This window comes from Prevotella micans F0438 (assembly GCF_000243035.1).
Lineage (GTDB): Bacteria > Bacteroidota > Bacteroidia > Bacteroidales > Bacteroidaceae > Prevotella > Prevotella micans.
The window spans coordinates 621,475-638,545 of record NZ_JH594522.1; the positions used below are offsets into that span (position 1 = coordinate 621,475).

General features: G+C 44.5%; 13 protein-coding genes, 1 tRNA gene and 1 pseudogene. 8 read left to right on the plus strand and 7 right to left on the minus strand.

The genetic code is table 11. The annotated features are described in order from the left end of the window. Window positions 1-356: 356 nt before the first annotated feature. Together rd and HMPREF9140_RS07085 are read right to left on the minus strand one after the other, a co-directional pair. The gene (gene rd / locus HMPREF9140_RS10330) at window positions 357-524 is read right to left on the minus strand and encodes a rubredoxin (RefSeq protein ID WP_006952957.1); all 168 of its coding nucleotides are present in this window, start codon (window positions 522-524) and stop codon (window positions 357-359) included. A 218-nt stretch (window positions 525-742) separates the two neighbouring features. Then, complete coding sequence (locus HMPREF9140_RS07085) at window positions 743-2,410, minus strand: formate--tetrahydrofolate ligase (RefSeq protein ID WP_006952958.1); 1,668 nt, start codon at window positions 2,408-2,410, stop codon at window positions 743-745. A 154-nt stretch (window positions 2,411-2,564) separates the two neighbouring features. On the opposite strand from HMPREF9140_RS07085, the gene HMPREF9140_RS07090 reads away from it, so the two are divergent. Genes HMPREF9140_RS07090 through HMPREF9140_RS07100 form a run of 3 tightly spaced genes read left to right on the plus strand, consistent with a single transcriptional unit; the run spans window position 2,565 to window position 7,382 of the window. Continuing rightward, window positions 2,565-3,794, plus strand: coding sequence for a nucleoside recognition domain-containing protein (locus tag HMPREF9140_RS07090; protein ID WP_006952959.1), 1,230 nt, complete (start codon window positions 2,565-2,567; stop codon window positions 3,792-3,794). Window positions 3,795-3,809: 15 nt separating this feature from the next. Further along, window positions 3,810-5,261, plus strand: a complete 1,452-nt coding sequence (locus tag HMPREF9140_RS07095) for an oligosaccharide flippase family protein (protein ID WP_006952960.1) — start codon at window positions 3,810-3,812, stop codon at window positions 5,259-5,261. 9 nt (window positions 5,262-5,270) lie between these two features. Then, entirely contained in the window at window positions 5,271-7,382 is a 2,112-nt protein-coding gene (locus HMPREF9140_RS07100; RefSeq protein WP_006952961.1) for a S46 family peptidase, read from the plus strand. Here HMPREF9140_RS07100 and HMPREF9140_RS07105 read toward each other — a convergent pair. From HMPREF9140_RS07105 to HMPREF9140_RS10965, 5 genes and pseudogenes are all read right to left on the minus strand, one after another. Further along, a complete protein-coding gene (locus HMPREF9140_RS07105; protein ID WP_040556416.1) occupies window positions 7,356-7,838 on the minus strand; it encodes a hypothetical protein in 483 nt (160 codons plus the stop codon). The genes HMPREF9140_RS07100 and HMPREF9140_RS07105 overlap by 27 nt on opposite strands. Window positions 7,839-8,035: 197 nt before the next feature. Next, window positions 8,036-8,398: a GntR family transcriptional regulator gene (locus HMPREF9140_RS07110; protein WP_006952962.1), complete on the minus strand. Its 363-nt coding sequence runs from the start codon at window positions 8,396-8,398 to the stop codon at window positions 8,036-8,038. A gap of 19 nt (window positions 8,399-8,417) precedes the next feature. Continuing rightward, entirely contained in the window at window positions 8,418-9,224 is an 807-nt protein-coding gene (locus tag HMPREF9140_RS07115) for a hypothetical protein (protein WP_006952963.1), read from the minus strand. A 27-nt stretch (window positions 9,225-9,251) separates the two neighbouring features. Further along, window positions 9,252-9,683 (minus strand): ATP-binding cassette domain-containing protein, encoded by a 432-nt coding sequence (locus HMPREF9140_RS10960; protein ID WP_373852584.1) that lies wholly within the window; start codon window positions 9,681-9,683, stop codon window positions 9,252-9,254. Further along, a pseudogene (locus HMPREF9140_RS10965) lies at window positions 9,663-9,974 on the minus strand (ATP-binding cassette domain-containing protein); the annotation flags it as partial. The gene HMPREF9140_RS10960 and the pseudogene HMPREF9140_RS10965, both read right to left, overlap by 21 nt. Window positions 9,975-10,379: 405 nt before the next feature. Between HMPREF9140_RS10965 and HMPREF9140_RS07125 the strand changes: the two are divergent. The 5 genes from HMPREF9140_RS07125 to secA all read left to right on the plus strand — a co-directional run bounded on the left by HMPREF9140_RS07125 (window position 10,380) and on the right by secA (window position 16,715). Next, complete coding sequence (locus tag HMPREF9140_RS07125; protein ID WP_006952965.1) at window positions 10,380-11,474, plus strand: thiamine-phosphate kinase; 1,095 nt, start codon at window positions 10,380-10,382, stop codon at window positions 11,472-11,474. 127 nt (window positions 11,475-11,601) lie between these two features. After that, window positions 11,602-11,674 (plus strand) — tRNA-Phe (locus HMPREF9140_RS07130). An 83-nt stretch (window positions 11,675-11,757) separates the two neighbouring features. Beyond that, complete coding sequence (locus HMPREF9140_RS07135; RefSeq protein ID WP_006952966.1) at window positions 11,758-12,939, plus strand: Lnb N-terminal periplasmic domain-containing protein; 1,182 nt, start codon at window positions 11,758-11,760, stop codon at window positions 12,937-12,939. Continuing rightward, window positions 12,932-13,282 carry a hypothetical protein gene (locus HMPREF9140_RS07140; RefSeq protein ID WP_006952967.1) on the plus strand — a complete coding sequence of 117 codons (351 nt, stop codon included), beginning with the start codon at window positions 12,932-12,934 and terminating at the stop codon, window positions 13,280-13,282. The genes HMPREF9140_RS07135 and HMPREF9140_RS07140 overlap by 8 nt, the downstream gene beginning before the upstream one ends. 76 nt (window positions 13,283-13,358) lie before the next feature. After that, window positions 13,359-16,715 carry a preprotein translocase subunit SecA gene (gene secA / locus HMPREF9140_RS07145; protein ID WP_006952968.1) on the plus strand — a complete coding sequence of 1,119 codons (3,357 nt, stop codon included), beginning with the start codon at window positions 13,359-13,361 and terminating at the stop codon, window positions 16,713-16,715. The last annotated feature ends 356 nt before the right edge of the window (window positions 16,716-17,071 follow it).

The following is a 17,071-nucleotide window of genomic DNA, read 5'->3' on the forward strand; positions in this document are numbered from 1 at the left end:
AGTAGTAGTGTGTGTGTGTGTGTGTGTGTGTGTGTGTGTGTGTGTGTGTGTGTGTGTGTGTGTTAGCACTTTTTCTGAACCCTGCAAGAATATAGTGTTAAAAAACACGGGAGAAGTGGAATTCTCTCGCGCCGTATTATTGCTATAATAAAAGAAGGGTTTGTTACTCATGGCGGCAAAGGTATATCATTCAGTCTTTTCTGGCAAATAATTCTCCAACTCTCCTTATCAGCATCGAAGCAACTGAACGAAAAACGGTAGTTTAGCTTGGTTGTAAAAAGTAAAAGAGGGCACAAATAAAACTTGCACCCTCTCTTGTCAATTAAATTATAATAATCAAGTAAAATGAAAATCGATTAATCCTCTAAAGGACTGAATTCCGATTTACCGACTCCACACTCCGGACAAACCCAGTCTTCGGGAAGTTTATCGAAAGGAGTACCCGGCTCTATGCCGTTATCGGGGTCGCCAACTGCCGGATCATAAACCCAGCCACACACGTCGCAAACATACTTTTGATTCATAATGCTTTTGTTTTTATTATTTACTTATTAAGTGTTCGCTAGTCGAATAATCTCAACTTGCGCGTGACAAAGGTAAGTAGATGTCCATAATAAAACGCTACCTCAGCATTAGAATCTGTTCGATTCGTAAAAGATAAAGGGTGCCTCTCTCACGAGGGACACCCTTTTTATACTTTCCGAAAAGATGTTCGGGAAAGAGGGGATTTTTGAGGAAAGGATTAGGATAAGCCCTCGATTAATCCGTTAACTACTTCGATTCTCTCGGCTTGCGGGCTCTTCGGCAAGCCTGGCATGCGCATAATTGTACCGGCAATTGCTACGATCATTTCGGCACCGGCGTTGATAACGAAGTCGCGGATTGTTATGTCGAAACCTGTTGGGACACCATAGGCTGTTGCATCTTCCGAGAACGAATATTGAGTCTTGGCAATGCAAACCGGGAAATGAGCATAACCAAGCTCCTTGATGCGCTCGAGTTGCTTCTTGGCGGCAGGACGAAGACGAACATTCGCAGCGCCATAGATGGTTTTCGCAATAGTTTCGACTTTATTTTCAATGCTGTCGTTATCGTTATAAAGCATCTTGAGCGGAGCTGAAGGCGATTTATCAATGGTATCAACAACCAGTCGGGCGAGGTTTTCGGCTCCTTTACCTCCATCAAGGAATGCCGTGTTGATAGTAAACCCAACACCAAGCTTATCGCAATGTTTACGAACGAGTTCGAGTTCTTCGTCGGTGTCGGTTGCAAATCTGTTGAGGCAAACAACCACTGTTTGACCGAACTTACGAAGATTTTCGATGTGCTTGTCCATATTTGCAAATCCCTTTTCAATGCCTTCGGTGTTAGGCTTAGATATTTCCTTAACATCGATTCCTCCGTGCATCTTCAGAGCTTGAGCTGTTGCAACAAGAATTGTTAGTTTGGGCGATAAGCCAGCCTTACGGCATTTGATATCGAAGAACTTCTCGGCTCCGAGGTCGGCTCCGAATCCAGCTTCGGTTATGCAATAATCTCCAAATGTTAGTCCCATCTTCGTTGCCATTATACTATTGCATCCATGCGCGATATTTGCAAATGGGCCACCATGAATGAGTGCCGGCGTGTGCTCTATTGTTTGTACAAAGTTGGGGTGAATAGCGTCGTGCAGAAGAGCAACTATAGCTCCGGCCACACCCAAGTCTTTCACCGTAAATGGTTTTCCTTCGAGGGTTATACCCAATAGGATGTTTTCGATGCGGCGGTGCAGGTCTTCTTCATCGGTTGCAAGGCAAAGGATGGCCATGATTTCGGATGCTGGCGTAATATCGAATCCGCTTTCACTCACTATTCCGTCGGTTCGACTACCTAGTCCGGTTACAATGCTACGTAAGTTACGGTCGTTCACATCAAGCACTCTGCGCCAAAGAATTTCGCGCATTCCGAATCCATCCTGCTGATGCTGGTAGATATAATTGTCGAGTAGGGCCGAAATCATGTTATGAGCCGATGTGATGGCGTGGAAATCACCAGTGAAGTGAAGATTAATTTTCTCCATCGGCAACACTTGTGCATATCCACCTCCAGCAGCTCCGCCCTTCATTCCGAAGCATGGGCCGAGCGATGGTTCGCGAAGAGCTAACATTGCATTTTTCCCGATTCGGTGCATTCCCAATGCCAAGCCTACACTGACGGTGGTTTTACCAATTCCTGCTTTGGTAGGCGAGATGGCTGTGACGAGAATCAGATTCGAACGCTTCACACGTTCATTATCAATGAGAGAATAAGGGATTTTGGCAATGTGTTTGCCATACGGGTCAAGCGCATCTTCAGGTATTCCAACTTTACTGGCAATGGTGCCGATGGGTTCTAACTTTGTTTCATGCGCGATTTCGAAATCTGTTTTCATGACTCTGTGAATTAATCGATTGTTATTAATGTAAATAATTGGCTCAAATGTACTTCATTTCCAGCAGTCGGCAAATTTTCTTCTTGAAAGTGCTTACTTTTGCTCGCGTAAAATCAATTGGTATTTAAATACAAAACGCACACTTTCCGCCCTCATGGTATTGAATTATATTTGGATTGCATTTTTCCTTATAGCTTTTATTTTCGGCGTGATTGCTCTGATAACGGGCGACGCTGCAGTGCTTCAGAAAATGCTCGATGCAACTTTCAGCGCATCGAAAGGCGCTTTCGAAACTTCTCTGGGCCTTACAGGCGTGCTTGCTCTGTGGTTGGGAATAATGAAGATTGGCGAACGCGCAGGTGTGGTGAATGTGCTGGCAAGAATGCTTAATCCGGTGTTTACGAAGCTCTTTCCCGACATTCCGAAGAATCATCCCGTTATGGGTTCAATCTTCATGAACATTGCATCGAATATGCTCGGCCTCGACAATGCCGCCACACCAACTGGCTTAAAAGCTATGGCGCAGATGCAGGAACTTAATACGCAGAAAAAAGATACGGCCACGAATCCGATGATTATGTTCCTGGTGCTTAACACGTCGGGGTTGACGATTATTCCCACGAGCATTCTTGCTTTCAGAAGCGCCAACGGAGCAGCGGTTCCTACAGATGTTTTTATTCCTATTCTACTCGCAACTACGGTGGCTACGATAGCCGGAATAATTATCACCGCCATTTGGCAACGCATAAATCTCCTTCAGCCGGCTCTGCTGGGAGCAATTCTTGGAATGATTGCGCTTGTGGGCGCGATTATGTGGGGATTCGGACAGATGGACGAGCAAACAATGAAGACGGTAACATCGGTTGCATCGAGTTTGATAATTCTTTCCATCATCGTGCTTTTTCTTTGTGCCGGAATTTACAAGCATATCAACGTTTACGATTCGTTTATCGAAGGAGCCAAGGAGGGATTCACAACCGCCGTTAAAATTATTCCTTATTTGGTTGCGATTCTTGTGGCCGTGGGAGTTTTCCGCGCATCGGGTGCAATGGATTTGCTCACAGAGGGAATAAGATGGATGGTTTCGGCATGTGGACTCGACACCGGATTTGTAAACGCCCTGCCCACGGCATTAATGAAACCACTTTCGGGAAGTGGGGCTCGTGGATTGATGCAGGAAACAATGACTCATTTCGGAGCCGATTCCTTTGCCGGCCGACTGAGTTGCATCTTCCAGGGTTCTACAGACACTACTTTCTATATTCTCGCAGTTTATTTTGGAAGCGTAAGCATTAAATACACCCGACACGCGGTTGCATGCGGACTCTTAGCCGACCTCGCCGGAGTGATTGCAGCCATAGCCGTATGCTACATCTTCTTTTAGACAAATAAAACAGAAATGGCAAACTTAAAATCTTTAGCCAAAGACACTGCCATATACGGATTGAGCAGTATCATCGGGCGATTTCTGAACTATCTTCTTGTACCCATCTACACGGCAAAAATAAGTGCAGCTAGCGGAGGCTACGGAGTTATAACCAACATGTATGCCTACACAGCTTTGCTACTCGTAGTGCTTACATACGGAATGGAAACCACATTCTTTCGCTATGCCAACAAAACCGAAGAAAATCCCCAAACGGTTTACTCTACCGTGCTTTCGATGGTTGGAATAACCTCGCTCACGTTTATCGCCTTGGTGTTTATATTCATAAACCCGTTGAGCAATCTCATGGGCTATGCCGACCATCCGTCGTATGTATGGGTAATGTTTGTTACCATAGCCATCGACGCATTTCAATGTATTCCGTTTGCTTACCTCCGATACAAAAAACGCCCCGTCAAATTCGCTGCGCTTAAACTTCTGTTCATCGCACTAAGCATTGCGCTCAACATAGTTTATTATATCATTTTGGGCGGAACCGAAGTGGGCTATGCATTCTATATCAACCTTGTTTGCACTGCGTCAATAACCCTCTGTTTCTGGAAAGAACTGCGCGACGGATTCTTTGCAGGCGGAAAGCTACTCGACGCACAATTGGTTAAACGGATGCTCGCCTACTCCTGGCCGATTCTAGTGCTGGGCATAGCCGGCATACTCAATCAAACGGCTGATAAGATTCTCTTTCCATATATATATAAAGGTAGCGACGCCCACACGCAGCTCGGAATCTACGGAGCCGCAAGCAAGATTGCAATGATTATGGCAATGATAACCCAGGCCTTTAGATATGCCTACGAACCGTTTGTATTCGGTAAATCGAAAGACAAAGACAACAAAGAAACCTATGCCAAGGCGATGAAATATTTCGTGATATTCACCCTCTTCGCCTTCCTGTTAGTAGTGGGATATCTCGACATTATTCGCCACATCATCGGTCGCGATTATTGGGACGGTCTCAAAGTTGTGCCCATCGTGATGGCCGCCGAAATAATGATGGGCATATATTTCAACCTCAGCTTTTGGTATAAACTAATCGACAAAACCATCTGGGGAGCCTATTTCTCGGGAGCCGGATGTGCCGTGCTCATCGCCGTTAACATCATCTTCGTACCGCGATACGGTTACATGGCCTGCGCATGGGCCGGATTTGCAGGATACGCCACGGCGATGGTGCTATCATACATCGTTGGGCAGAAAAAATACCCCATAGCCTATCCGCTAACCTCCATTGTAACATACACAATACTGGCCACAGTGCTCTTTGCCGGAATAACTCTGGCCAATGAGCATCTCGAAACCATACCTGCCCTCGGCGTAAAAACACTCCTCATAGCAGTGTTCGGATTATATATCTACAAAGCCGACATCAGCAAAATGCTCCGAAAACATCAAACAATTAATAAATAAAACGCACAAATGAAGAAAACAGCTTTAATCGTCGCCGGCCTAATGGCGCTCTCTACAGTCCACGCCGACGAAGGCATGTGGACACTTTACAACCTACCAGATGCCGTTTACGAGCAAATGGTAAACGAGGGATTCCAACTTCCCTGCGACATGCTCTACAATTCGCCAAATGCAATTAGCAACTATGTGGTGAATTTCTCCGGCTATTGCTCCGGAGTAGTAGTGTCGCCCGACGGACTCGTATTCACCAACCACCACTGCGGATTCTCTGCCATCAATTCGCACTCAACCGTTGAGCACGACTATATGCTCAACGGATTCTATGCAAAATCATATAGCGAAGAACTCCCGAACGAAAAAATGTTTGTTTCCTTCATGAAGGAACAGAAAGACATCACCTCTCGGGTCAATGCAATCACTCGTGGAAAAGAAACCGATGCACAGGAAGCAGCTATCGATTCGCTAACAAACCTACTAACAGACTCGGTAAAGAGAATAGATAAGACTCTCCACGTAGAAATAGACCCCTTCTACGAAGGAAACAAATACTTTGCAACCGTATACCAAGACTTCAAAGACCTGCGCCTTGTATTCACCGTGCCCAAATCGATGGGAAAATTCGGCGGAGAAACCGACAACTGGATGTGGCCACGACAAACGTGCGACTTCTCTGTGTTCAGAATCTATGCCGACCCAAAAACAAACGGGCCGGCCGACTATTCGCCAAGCAACGTGCCATATCATCCCGAACATTGGGCACCCGTGAGCCTCGAAGGATATAAAGATGGCGATTTCGCAATGACTGTTGGCTACCCCGGAACAACTAACCGATACCTCTCGTCATACGGAATCAAGCAACGCCGCGATATCGAAAACACCAGTCGCATACAAGTACGCGACATCAAGCTCGCCATCCTCAAGAAATACATGGATGCTAGCGAAAAAACACGCATTCAATACGAAGACTCCTACGTAGGTTCGGCAAACTATTGGAAAAACTCCATAGGAATGAACAAGTGCATCGACTCGATAGGCCTAATACGCCAGAAAGCAGAATACGAAGCCAAAATCAGAGCCTGGCTCAGTAATCCAAAGAATAAAAACTCTGCAACCGACGTAGATTTCGCACTCCTCGAGCAACTCTACAATCGCAACGCACCCCTGGCCCACGCAATCGGCTACTGGCAAGAATCATTCTGGAAAAACTCCGAATTCCTCACACGAGCCATCAAAATAAACTTCGGAATGCAACCCAAAGGTACGCCCGACAACCAATACTGCGAATTCGATGACAACAGCAACGAATGGAATCTCGAACTCGACAAAGAACTCACTGCCGCAATGTTCAAGAACTATGCAGCAAACGTTCCCGAAGAATATCAACCAGAACTCTTCAAAACAATCAAAACAAAATTCAAAGGCAACTACGAGAAATACACCGCATGGCTATACAGCAAAAGCAAACTGCTCGTAAAAGGCACCAAGTTCTATCCCGACAACCAGAAAGATTTCTTAAAAGACCCTGGCGTACAAGTTGGCTTCCAGCTCATGCTCCAATACGCTGAAATCGGTTCGCAAATCAAACCCATCATGGACAGCATAGCCCAACAAGAAAAGAAACTATGCCAAGCCAAGCTCGAAATGGAAATGAACAAACCACACTACAGCGACGCCAACTTCACCATGCGACTAAGCTACGGGCAGGTAGGCGGATACATGATAGGCAACTTCAACAGCGGATACTACACCACAACCCAAAGCATACTCGACAAAATGAAACAAGGGGCCAACAATGCCGACTACAAAGTTGAACCCATAATGGAACAACTCATGAGCGCAAAAAATTTCGGCCCCTATCAAGATAAGCGAACCAAGCAACTTCAGCTCTGCTTCCTAACCAATAACGACATCACGGGCGGAAACTCAGGCTCTCCGATGTTCGACGGTAAAGGACGCCTCATCGGCCTCGCTTTCGATGGAAATTGGGACAGCCTCTCGTCCGACATCAACTTCGACACCCACCTAGCCCGATGCATTGGCGTCGACATACGCTACGTGCTCTACATGATGGACAAATGGGGACACGCTGACCGCCTAATCAAAGAAATATCTCCGAAATAATCCCCACCCTTGCATCTCAACAAATAACTCCCTCTGCTCTACCCCAAACGGCAGGAACGTTTCGCCAAAGGGCGAAGAGATGAATCCAACGGCAGGAACGTTTCGCCAAAGGGCGAAGAGCCAATCCAACGGCGAGAGCGTTTCGCCAAAGGGCGACGAGCCAAATCCAACGGCGGGAACGTTTCGCCAAAAGGCGACGAGCTGAATCCAACGGCAGGAACGTTTCGCCAAAGGGCGAAGAGCAGAATCCAACGGCGGCAGCGTTTCGCCAAAGGGCGAAGAGCTAAATCCAACGGCGGGAACGTTTCGCCAAAAGGCGAAGAGCTGAATCCAATGGCGAGAGCGTTTCGCCAAAGGGCGAAGAGCCGAATCCAACGGCAGGAGCGTTTCGCCAAAGGGCGAAGAGCTAAATCCAACGGCGGGAACGTTTCGCCAAAGGGCGAAGAGCCAAAACAAGAGGATTCTTTTTTATATCACCCCAAGCGGGCAATGCTTCCTCCCAAAACACCGTATACCAATGAAGCCTACCGGCCGAATTGATATACGGTGTAATATCATCCCATTTTCCCTCCGAGGATTAATCGGATTCTTAAACCGAACTCACGTAAAATAATGTCGCGGCAAGCCCGGTCGGGAAAAAGTATTAATAAAAATCAGCTTCTTTTTGCTTTCTCCCATTCCTCGGATATGGTGCCAATATCGATGCCGAGAAGCTTCATCTGACGAAACATGTCGGGAAGAAGTATTCCAAGGAAGTTTTTACGTCGAACATCCAGAATACGCTTCAGAGCATTAGACGAAACATAATATCCCATTCCACGCCGATAATATATTATCTCGTTACGAGCCAAAAGCTCGAACGATTTAACAACAGTGTTAGGGTTCACCTGGAAATTGGCGCCTATATCGCGAGCTGAAGGAATACGCTCATCTGCCTTGTATTTGCCACTTATGATATCGTCGCAAACACGTTCGGAAATCTGCTCGTATATTGCTTTGCTGTCTGAAAATATCATTCTTGCCTCCTTTCATTTCTTAGATATTAAACCATCGGTTATTAATAACCTGCAGTCGGCAGAAAAGTCGATAAGCAAGAAAATAGTTCAAGCCGGTAAAGACTGCACCGATAAGGAATTTCAAAGGTGTACATACTTGAATGTCGGGCAAACTGAGGTGATAGTTGGTGTAACCATAAATGTAGCTCACCAATCCGATAATCGCCAAAGAAATAATAGTAAACAGCAAGAACAACACAATGATAGTGCATAGCCATGGCACCTTTTTGAAGAAAACGCCACCGAGAACGAAAATGGAATTCTGGAAGAGATAGGCGATGAAATATATCGAGAGCGAGCCGAATCCATTTCTTATTCCTGGGTAACTGTCGAGTATAAATCCAAGCATCGAAACACGAGTTCCGGCATGCAGAAGCATACATAGAAGCTGCTGTATCACGTCGGCAACCAGAAAAGAAACGGCAAGCGATAACATTACGCCGATGGTTACAAACAGCAGTCGGGCAACAAACTTTTCGAGCGCCGAAGCAGGCAAGGTCAGTTCGTCGATTAGACTGTTCTTGTTGTTCAGGTCGGATATGATAAGATATCCTCCGATAGTCAAGAAGGTAGAAAACACAATTACAATCATCCCGAGTACTCCGAGGAATCGTATCGTAATTTCAGTTTTGTCAATTGGCCCTATGTGAAATGGGTCTATAGACATGATTCCTGTCAGAGCAAAGAAGATGGTGAGGCCCAGAGTTAGGCTTATAATCTTCTTACGACGAACAATACAGAGACGACGCAAAACATTTCCGAAACGGATAATATTGAAACTATTCATTTTGTAAATTCCTTTCTTTTTGATTGTTTATTTAAGTTTTCCGAGTATAGCCGCATTGAAAAGCAATTCCACGTTTATTGGCGTTTCGGGCGAATCTTTCTGCCTTAGCGCAACAACGGCATTCCCCTGGAGCGAAGGCTCGGCATAAAGAATGTTATTGTCCATCTGGTCAGGCATTCGATAGCCGAACTCATAACGGCCCACAATTTCATCTGTCGACGCATTAATGAGCAAATTACAATTGTCGAGAATTATAATGTGGTCGAGTAATTGCTCCACATCATGTACTTGGTGAGTTGAAATAACCAACGTCGAACCTTCCGGAATGTTTCCCGCAACAATCTTGCGGAACAAAGCTTTCGAGGGAATATCTAGCCCGTTCGTGGGCTCGTCCATGAGTAACAGTTCGCAACCCGAAGCTAAAGCGAAACTCATGAAAACCTTTTTCTTCTGCCCCATCGAAATATTTCTCAAACTTCTAATCCCCTGCACCTGAAAATCGGAAAGGCATCTCTCCAAAGTTTCCCTGCTGAAATGAGGATAAAAATCCTCGTGAATCTTAATGAAACTCTCTAGCGAAATAGCAGGTAGTTCAAACTCTTCGGGCACCATATAAAGCTCTCGCAACATCTCGGGATGCCTCTTCCGAGCCTCCATTCCATTTGTAAAAACGCTTCCGCTCTTGGGTTTGAGCAGGCCGGCAATAAGATAGAGCAATGTACTCTTTCCGGTCCCGTTCCTTCCAAGCAATCCGTAGATGCTGTTATTATCTAACCCAACACTTAGACCGTCGAACACATTGTATTTACTACCGGCATAGTTGTAATGCAAATCTTTAATCTCAATCATAGTCGTAACTAAATTTATTTTCTGTTTTCTTTTAACCCGCTCATCGGTTGCGCGCAATAGAGCCTTGAGTCGAGTGTACTATTTGTATAAGACACTGCAAATATAAATACACTATTCTATTCGTACAAGCATTCTATGATTTTTTCATCTCAATCTCTAATTAGATATCTGGGTAGAGAAAGGATATACTAAGCAAGAAAATCAGCTTCTTTAGAATCCGGCATTTGTACCCAACGATAAAATATTTTAGTTTTGCCTGCCGGAATACTCAGACTCCCAAAAGAAGAAACATACATTATATAATATATGGAGATAAAAGAAATCGGAGAATTCGGATTAATCGAACGTCTCACAGCCAATATCCATCCCCAAAACAGTTCAACCATAATCAGTATAGGCGATGATGCAGCCGTACTTCGCTATGAAGACAAAGAAATTCTAGTGGCATCGCAAATGTTCATGGAAGGAGTGCAATTCGACCTCACATACATAGATATGCAACATTTGGCATATAAGGTGGCAATGATTGCTATGTCAAACATATTCGCAATGAACGGCGAACCACGACAAATTCTCGTTTCCATAGCCCTTGGAAAACGATTTAAAGTTGAAGACCTCGATAGCTTCTACATCGGATTAAAAAATGCTTGTCAGCGATGGAACGTCGACATTGTAGGAGGCGATACCACCTCGTCTTACACCGGATTGGCAATTAATCTTACCTGCATAGGCGAGGTCGCGAAAAACAAAATAGTACTACGTAACGGAGCCCGTGAAACCGATATAATCTGCGTCTCTGGAAACCTCGGAGCTGCATATATGGGCCTGCAAATACTCGAACGCGAAAAAAGCGTCTACTATCAACAAGTCGAAGAGTTCAACCGCAAGCTCGATGCTGTAAACCTAAATGGAAACAAAACTCAACTCGCTGCTCTAGAAAAAGAACGGGAAATCATAGCTAATTTTCAGCCTGATTTCTCAGGAAAAGAATATCTCATAGACCGGCAATTAAAACCCGAAGCACCCGGCGAAATAATTTGGAAGCTCAAAGAAGCAGGTATCCTACCAACCTCGATGATAGACATATCCGACGGCCTAGCTAGCGAACTAAAACACATCTGTAAGGAAAGCAAATGCGGATGCCGAATTTATGAAGATAGAATCCCAATCGATTATCAAACCGCCGCTACATGCGAAGAGTTCAACTTAAACCTGACAACTGCCGCTCTGAACGGAGGCGAAGACTATGAATTACTCTTCACAGTTCCCATCACCTATCACAACAAACTGCAAGAACTCGATTCCATACGCCAGATAGGCTACATAACAAAAGCCTCATTAGGAGAACGCATTATCACGCGCGATGGCAATGAATTGGAATTACAGGCACAGGGATGGTAGGTCGAGAAGTAACATCTAGTCGTTAACAAACACTAATCAGAAAGATAAAATTTTATCAAACATTGCGAGAGCAAGCTGAAACCTGTACTTTTGCCGACGCAAGTCAGAAATGAAACATAAGAAAGACGGTACCTTAGCTCAGGTGGTAGAGCAATGGACTGAAAATCCATGTGTCCTTGGTTCAACTCCAAGAGGTACCACTCCTCCTTTCATCAGGGCGGTTCTCTAAAGAGACCGCTCTTTTTTATTTCTGACTGAAGATAAAGAGAACTTGCAAATCAAAATGAAACAGAAGACAATCCATATTCTCCTGACAATTCTTATGCTAGCTACAGGTTTAAAAGGCGAAGCACAGACAGTTAATCATTTAGATTCTATGGAGATTTCTCTTCTCACCTGCTCGCCAGGTAAAGAAATATGGGCGCAATATGGTCACACGGCTTTGAGGATCCGAAATTTGGCAAATGGGCAGGATTTAACAGTTAACTATGGTATATTTTCTTCGAGTCAGCCATATTTCGCTCTGCGATTTCTTTTCGGACTGACAGATTATCATGTAGGTGTATCTTATACTGAACTTTTCCTTTCAGAATATGCAAGAGAGGGGCGCGGTATAACCGAACAAAAACTAAATCTCTCATCAACCGATAAACAAGCTATATACAAGGCTTTGCAACACAATCTCAAACCTGAAAATGTGATTTATAGATATAATTTCTTCTACGACAACTGTACTTCACGCGCCAGGGACCTAATAACGAATAATCTACATGGCAAACTATCTTTTCCTAAAGACAATAAAAGAGTTTCGTTCCGTTCAATGATTCATCAATGGAATTTTGTGAATAAATGGTCGCAGTTAGGTGAAGATTTATTGCTCGGAGTAAAAGCCGACTGTCCGACAACTCAAAGTGAACAACAATTTTTGCCGGCCAATCTAATGAACGATCTTAGTAATACTATATATAGAGGTAAATCTATAGTTTCGGAAACTAATCAATTGCTCGAACCACACTCAACCTTAGAGAACGATTCATCGATATTCAATCCAATACTTGTCGGTGTTCTATTTGCCATTTTGTCAACCATTATTATTATTATGGAATATAAAAAACGGCGAATATTCTGGTTTTGGGATGCCTCACTGCTACTCCTATCCGGTTTGATTGGCATTATATTGTTCCTCATGATTTTTTCTCAGCATCCATGTGTTAGTCTGAATATCAATATTCTTTTCTTCAATCCACTATGTCTTGTTTTCTTTTATCCAGTCATAAAGAATGCCCGTCGAGGCAAATCCCACAGATGGTGGTCTATTTGGCAAATCAGCATAATTCTTGGATTCATTGGAACACTCTTCCAAAGAGTTCCTATTCCAATTCTAATAGTGGCATCTTTCTTGCTTATCAACTGTATGATTCATCGATTCATTTTTACAAAACAACGGCCGAAAATCCATGAATAAATACATCACCGTACTTCTTGTAGCTCTCGCCGCCACAGGAGTAGAGGCTCAGAACTATCAATTCGTGCTAAGAGTTGCACTTGGTAATATCGGCTATTCCGAAGTTCATAATTTGCCTGTCGATAACGGAATCAAAAGTAATATTCTGTCAATAATAGCCGCTTATAAAAAAGTAAATGAAGAAACCGGGTCTACTCCAACAATGTTTATTCATTCCTTGGCAGCAACCAAGGTGAAAGTATATCCGATTAGAACCATAAAACATATTCAAAATGATTTCCTCGAGCATCAGAATCCTTCCCTTAGCTCGAGCATCAGAATCCGAGCCCCAAGCATGCAGTAACTCCCCCTAATTAGAAAATCATACCCCAAATTAAAACAATAAGGAGAGAAGTCTCTAAACACAAGAATAATACAAAATGAATTTCAACAAAATATTAAAATCGCTTTTTGGCGATAAGTCCACACGCGATATGCGACTCATTCAACCTTTCGTGGACAAAATAAAGGCAGCGTATCCTGAAATAGAAAAGCTCGACAACGATGAATTGCGTGCAAAAACCCAAGAAATAAGACAATATGTACGCGATTCAGCTAAAGAGCAACGCGAAGCAATCGATAATCTACGCGCCAGTATAGAAGAAACTCCAATAGACGAACGCGAAGAGATTTTCGACAAGATTGACAAACTCAACAAAGAAGCATTGGAGAACTATGAGAAAGCGCTTAACGAAGTGATGCCCGTAGCCTTCTCCATCGTGAAAGAAACCGCACGCAGATTTGCAGAAAACGAGGAGACTGTTGTCACAGCAACTGATTTCGACCGTGAGCTTGCAGCCGACCCTTCGAAGGATTTCATCACAATAGATGGCGACAAAGCCTACTATCATAATCATTGGACAGCCGGTGGAAACGATCTAAAATGGGAAATGATTCACTACGATGTCCAGCTCTTTGGCGGTGTTGTATTACATCAGGGAAAGATTGCCGAGATGGCTACGGGTGAAGGTAAAACACTTGTTGCAACTCTTCCTGTTTTCCTGAACGCACTCACCGGAAACGGTGTTCATGTGGTGACGGTGAACGATTATCTGGCAAAGCGTGACTCTGAATGGATGGGACCACTCTACGAGTTTAATGGATTATCTGTTGATTGCATTGATAAGCATCAGCCTAACTCACCAGAACGTCGTAAAGCTTATCAGGCCGATATTACTTTTGGAACCAATAACGAATTCGGTTTCGACTATCTCCGTGATAATATGTCTGTATCTCCAGCCGATCTCGTACAACGAGAGCATAACTATGCAATTGTAGACGAGGTTGACTCCGTATTGGTTGATGACGCCCGCACACCGCTCATCATAAGCGGTCCGGTACCTAAGGGTGATGATCAGATGTTTGAAGAATATCAACCACTGGTACAGAATCTCTATGAAGTCCAGCGTAAACAAGCAACGGAACTATTATCCGAGGCACGACACAAAATATCGGAGGGAATGAATTCTTCAGATGACAAGACAAAAAATCAACTGCTTGAAGAAGGATTTTTGGCTCTCTATCGTTCCTATAAGGCGCTGCCTAAGAACAAGGCGCTCATAAAATATCTTTCGGAAGAAGGTATAAAAGCCGGAATGCTCAAAACGGAAGAATATTATATGTCGAACAACAACCGCGAAATGCCAAAAGCCATTGAGCCTTTATATTTCGTAACCGAGGAAAAAATGAATTCCTGCGACCTTACCGACAAAGGAGCTGCATGGCTTGCAAAACAGGTGAAGGATGAAAAATTGTTCGTCTTGCCAGATATTGCAACTGAACTCTCGCTATTGGAGAAAGAAAAAGAGGATAAAAACCTTGACGAGCAAACTTATGTTGACAAGAAGGATGACCTTATGTCTCATTACGGTGTACAGAGTGAGCGTGTACACACTTTGCATCAACTTCTGAAAGCCTATACGATGTTCAATAAGGACGACGAATATGTTGTTCTCAATGGTGAAGTAAAAATCGTTGACGAGCAAACTGGCCGAATAATGGAAGGACGCCGTTGGAGCGACGGACTCCATCAAGCCGTTGAGGCCAAAGAGCATGTAAAAGTAGAAGCCGCAACCCAGACGTTCGCAACAATCACACTGCAGAACTATTTCAGAATGTATCATAAACTGGCTGGAATGACTGGTACGGCATCCACTGAAGCCGGTGAGTTTTGGGACATATATAAGCTCGATGTCGTGGAGATTCCAACCAATCGCCCCGTCATTAGAAATGATATGGAAGACCGGGTCTATAAAACTGCTCGTGAGAAATATTCTGCAGTAATCGAAGAAATCGAAGACATGCGAAATCACGGTCGTCCGTGCCTAGTCGGAACAACCTCGGTGGAAATCAGCGAACTTTTGAGTAAGATGCTCGATATGCGGAAGATTCCACATCAGGTACTCAATGCCAAGCAGCATCTGAAAGAGGCACAAATCGTAGCCGAAGCCGGACAGTCGACAAACGGACTCGGCGCGGTGACCATAGCAACCAACATGGCCGGTCGTGGAACCGACATAAAACTTTCGCAGGAAGTGAAGGATGCCGGAGGCTTAGCAATCATTGGAACCGAGCGACATGAAAGCCGTCGTGTTGACCGCCAGCTTCGTGGGCGTGCCGGTCGTCAGGGCGACCCCGGCTCGTCGGTATTCTATGTTTCTCTTGAAGACAAACTGATGCGTCTATTCGGTTCCGAGCGTATAGCCAGGGTTATGGACCGTCTCGGTTTTGAAGAAGGAGAGCGAATAGAAAGTTCAATGATATCTAACAGCATCGAACGCGCACAGAAGAAAGTTGAAGAAAACAATTTCGGTATCCGTAAGCGCCTTCTTGAATACGACGACGTTATGAACAAGCAACGCACCGTAATCTACGAAAAGCGCCGTCACGCACTCATGGGCGAACGAATAGGCATGGACATCTCGAACGCTATTTGGGACCGTTGTCTCAACATCATTCAGAATAATGATTATGAGGGCTGCCGTGAAGAATTCGTTAAAATTCTCGCTATGGAATGCCCTTTCAGCGAAGACGAATTAATAAATGCCAATCGTGAGAACCTCGCCGAACGTAGTTTCCAAGAAGCCATGGCCGCATTTAAACGGAAAACCGATCGCATACAAAGCATCGCATGGCCTATAATCAAGCAAGTCTATGAAACACAAGGTCAGACCTACGAGCGTATTATGGTACCCATCAGCGATGGAAAGCGAGTATATAACATCCCGTGTAACCTCAAGGAAGCCTACGACACCGAGGCCAAATCGGTTGTGAAGCAGTTTGAAAAAGTGATAATGCTACACATCATCGACGACAACTGGAAAGAAAATCTACGCCAGCTCGACGAGCTACGCCACTCGGTTCAGAACGCATCCTACGAGCAAAAAGACCCGCTGCTCATCTTCAAACTCGAAAGCGTGAAGCTCTGGGATAATATGATTGACGATATTAACAACCGTTCGACAAGCGTGCTTATGCGCGGACAGATTCCCGACATGCAACCTGCCGACGAAATCCAAGAGGCCGAACCCGAACAGCGAAGTCAACGCTACAACGAAAAGAAAGACGACCTCATAGACCAGGCACAAGCGGCTGCAGCCAGACAGGACACCCGCGAGTCGGCATCGCAACAAAACCACACGCCCTACAGAGCTGAGAAAATGCCGCGACCAAACGACCCTTGTCCATGCGGAAGCGGAAAGAAATTCAAAAACTGTCACGGGCGCAACGTACGATAAATAAACCAAGAAGATTCGGGGAGCAACTTCCCCGAATTTTCAGTTTTAAAGCATACCTAAAAACCGAATCAACCTGGAAACACTGTTTCTAGCGATTTTCAAAACTGAATCAGGCTGGAAACACTGTTTCTAGCGAGTTTCAAAACCGAATCAACCTGGAAACACTGTTTCTAGCGAGTTTCAAAACCGAATCAATCTGGAAACACTGTTTCTAGCGAGTTTCAAAACCGAATCAATCTGGAAACACTGTTTCTAGCGAGTTTCAAAACAGAATCAGGCTGGAAACACTGTTTCTAGCGAGTTTCAAAACCGAATCAACCTGGAGACGCTGTTTCTAGCGAGTTTCAAAACCGAAT

Coding starts and splice junctions, on each gene's coding strand:
- HMPREF9140_RS07100 (WP_006952961.1), top strand. CDS start 5,271: ATGAAGAAAACAGCTTTAATCGTCGCCGGCCTAATGGCGCTCTCTACA.
- HMPREF9140_RS07095 (WP_006952960.1), top strand. CDS start 3,810: ATGGCAAACTTAAAATCTTTAGCCAAAGACACTGCCATATACGGATTG.
- secA (WP_006952968.1), top strand. CDS start 13,359: ATGAATTTCAACAAAATATTAAAATCGCTTTTTGGCGATAAGTCCACA.
- HMPREF9140_RS07125 (WP_006952965.1), top strand. CDS start 10,380: ATGGAGATAAAAGAAATCGGAGAATTCGGATTAATCGAACGTCTCACA.
- rd (WP_006952957.1), bottom strand. CDS start 524: ATGAATCAAAAGTATGTTTGCGACGTGTGTGGCTGGGTTTATGATCCG.
- HMPREF9140_RS10960 (WP_373852584.1), bottom strand. CDS start 9,683: ATGGGGCAGAAGAAAAAGGTTTTCATGAGTTTCGCTTTAGCTTCGGGT.
- HMPREF9140_RS07110 (WP_006952962.1), bottom strand. CDS start 8,398: ATGATATTTTCAGACAGCAAAGCAATATACGAGCAGATTTCCGAACGT.
- HMPREF9140_RS07140 (WP_006952967.1), top strand. CDS start 12,932: ATGAATAAATACATCACCGTACTTCTTGTAGCTCTCGCCGCCACAGGA.
- HMPREF9140_RS07085 (WP_006952958.1), bottom strand. CDS start 2,410: ATGAAAACAGATTTCGAAATCGCGCATGAAACAAAGTTAGAACCCATC.
- HMPREF9140_RS07135 (WP_006952966.1), top strand. CDS start 11,758: ATGAAACAGAAGACAATCCATATTCTCCTGACAATTCTTATGCTAGCT.
- HMPREF9140_RS07090 (WP_006952959.1), top strand. CDS start 2,565: ATGGTATTGAATTATATTTGGATTGCATTTTTCCTTATAGCTTTTATT.
- HMPREF9140_RS07115 (WP_006952963.1), bottom strand. CDS start 9,224: ATGAATAGTTTCAATATTATCCGTTTCGGAAATGTTTTGCGTCGTCTC.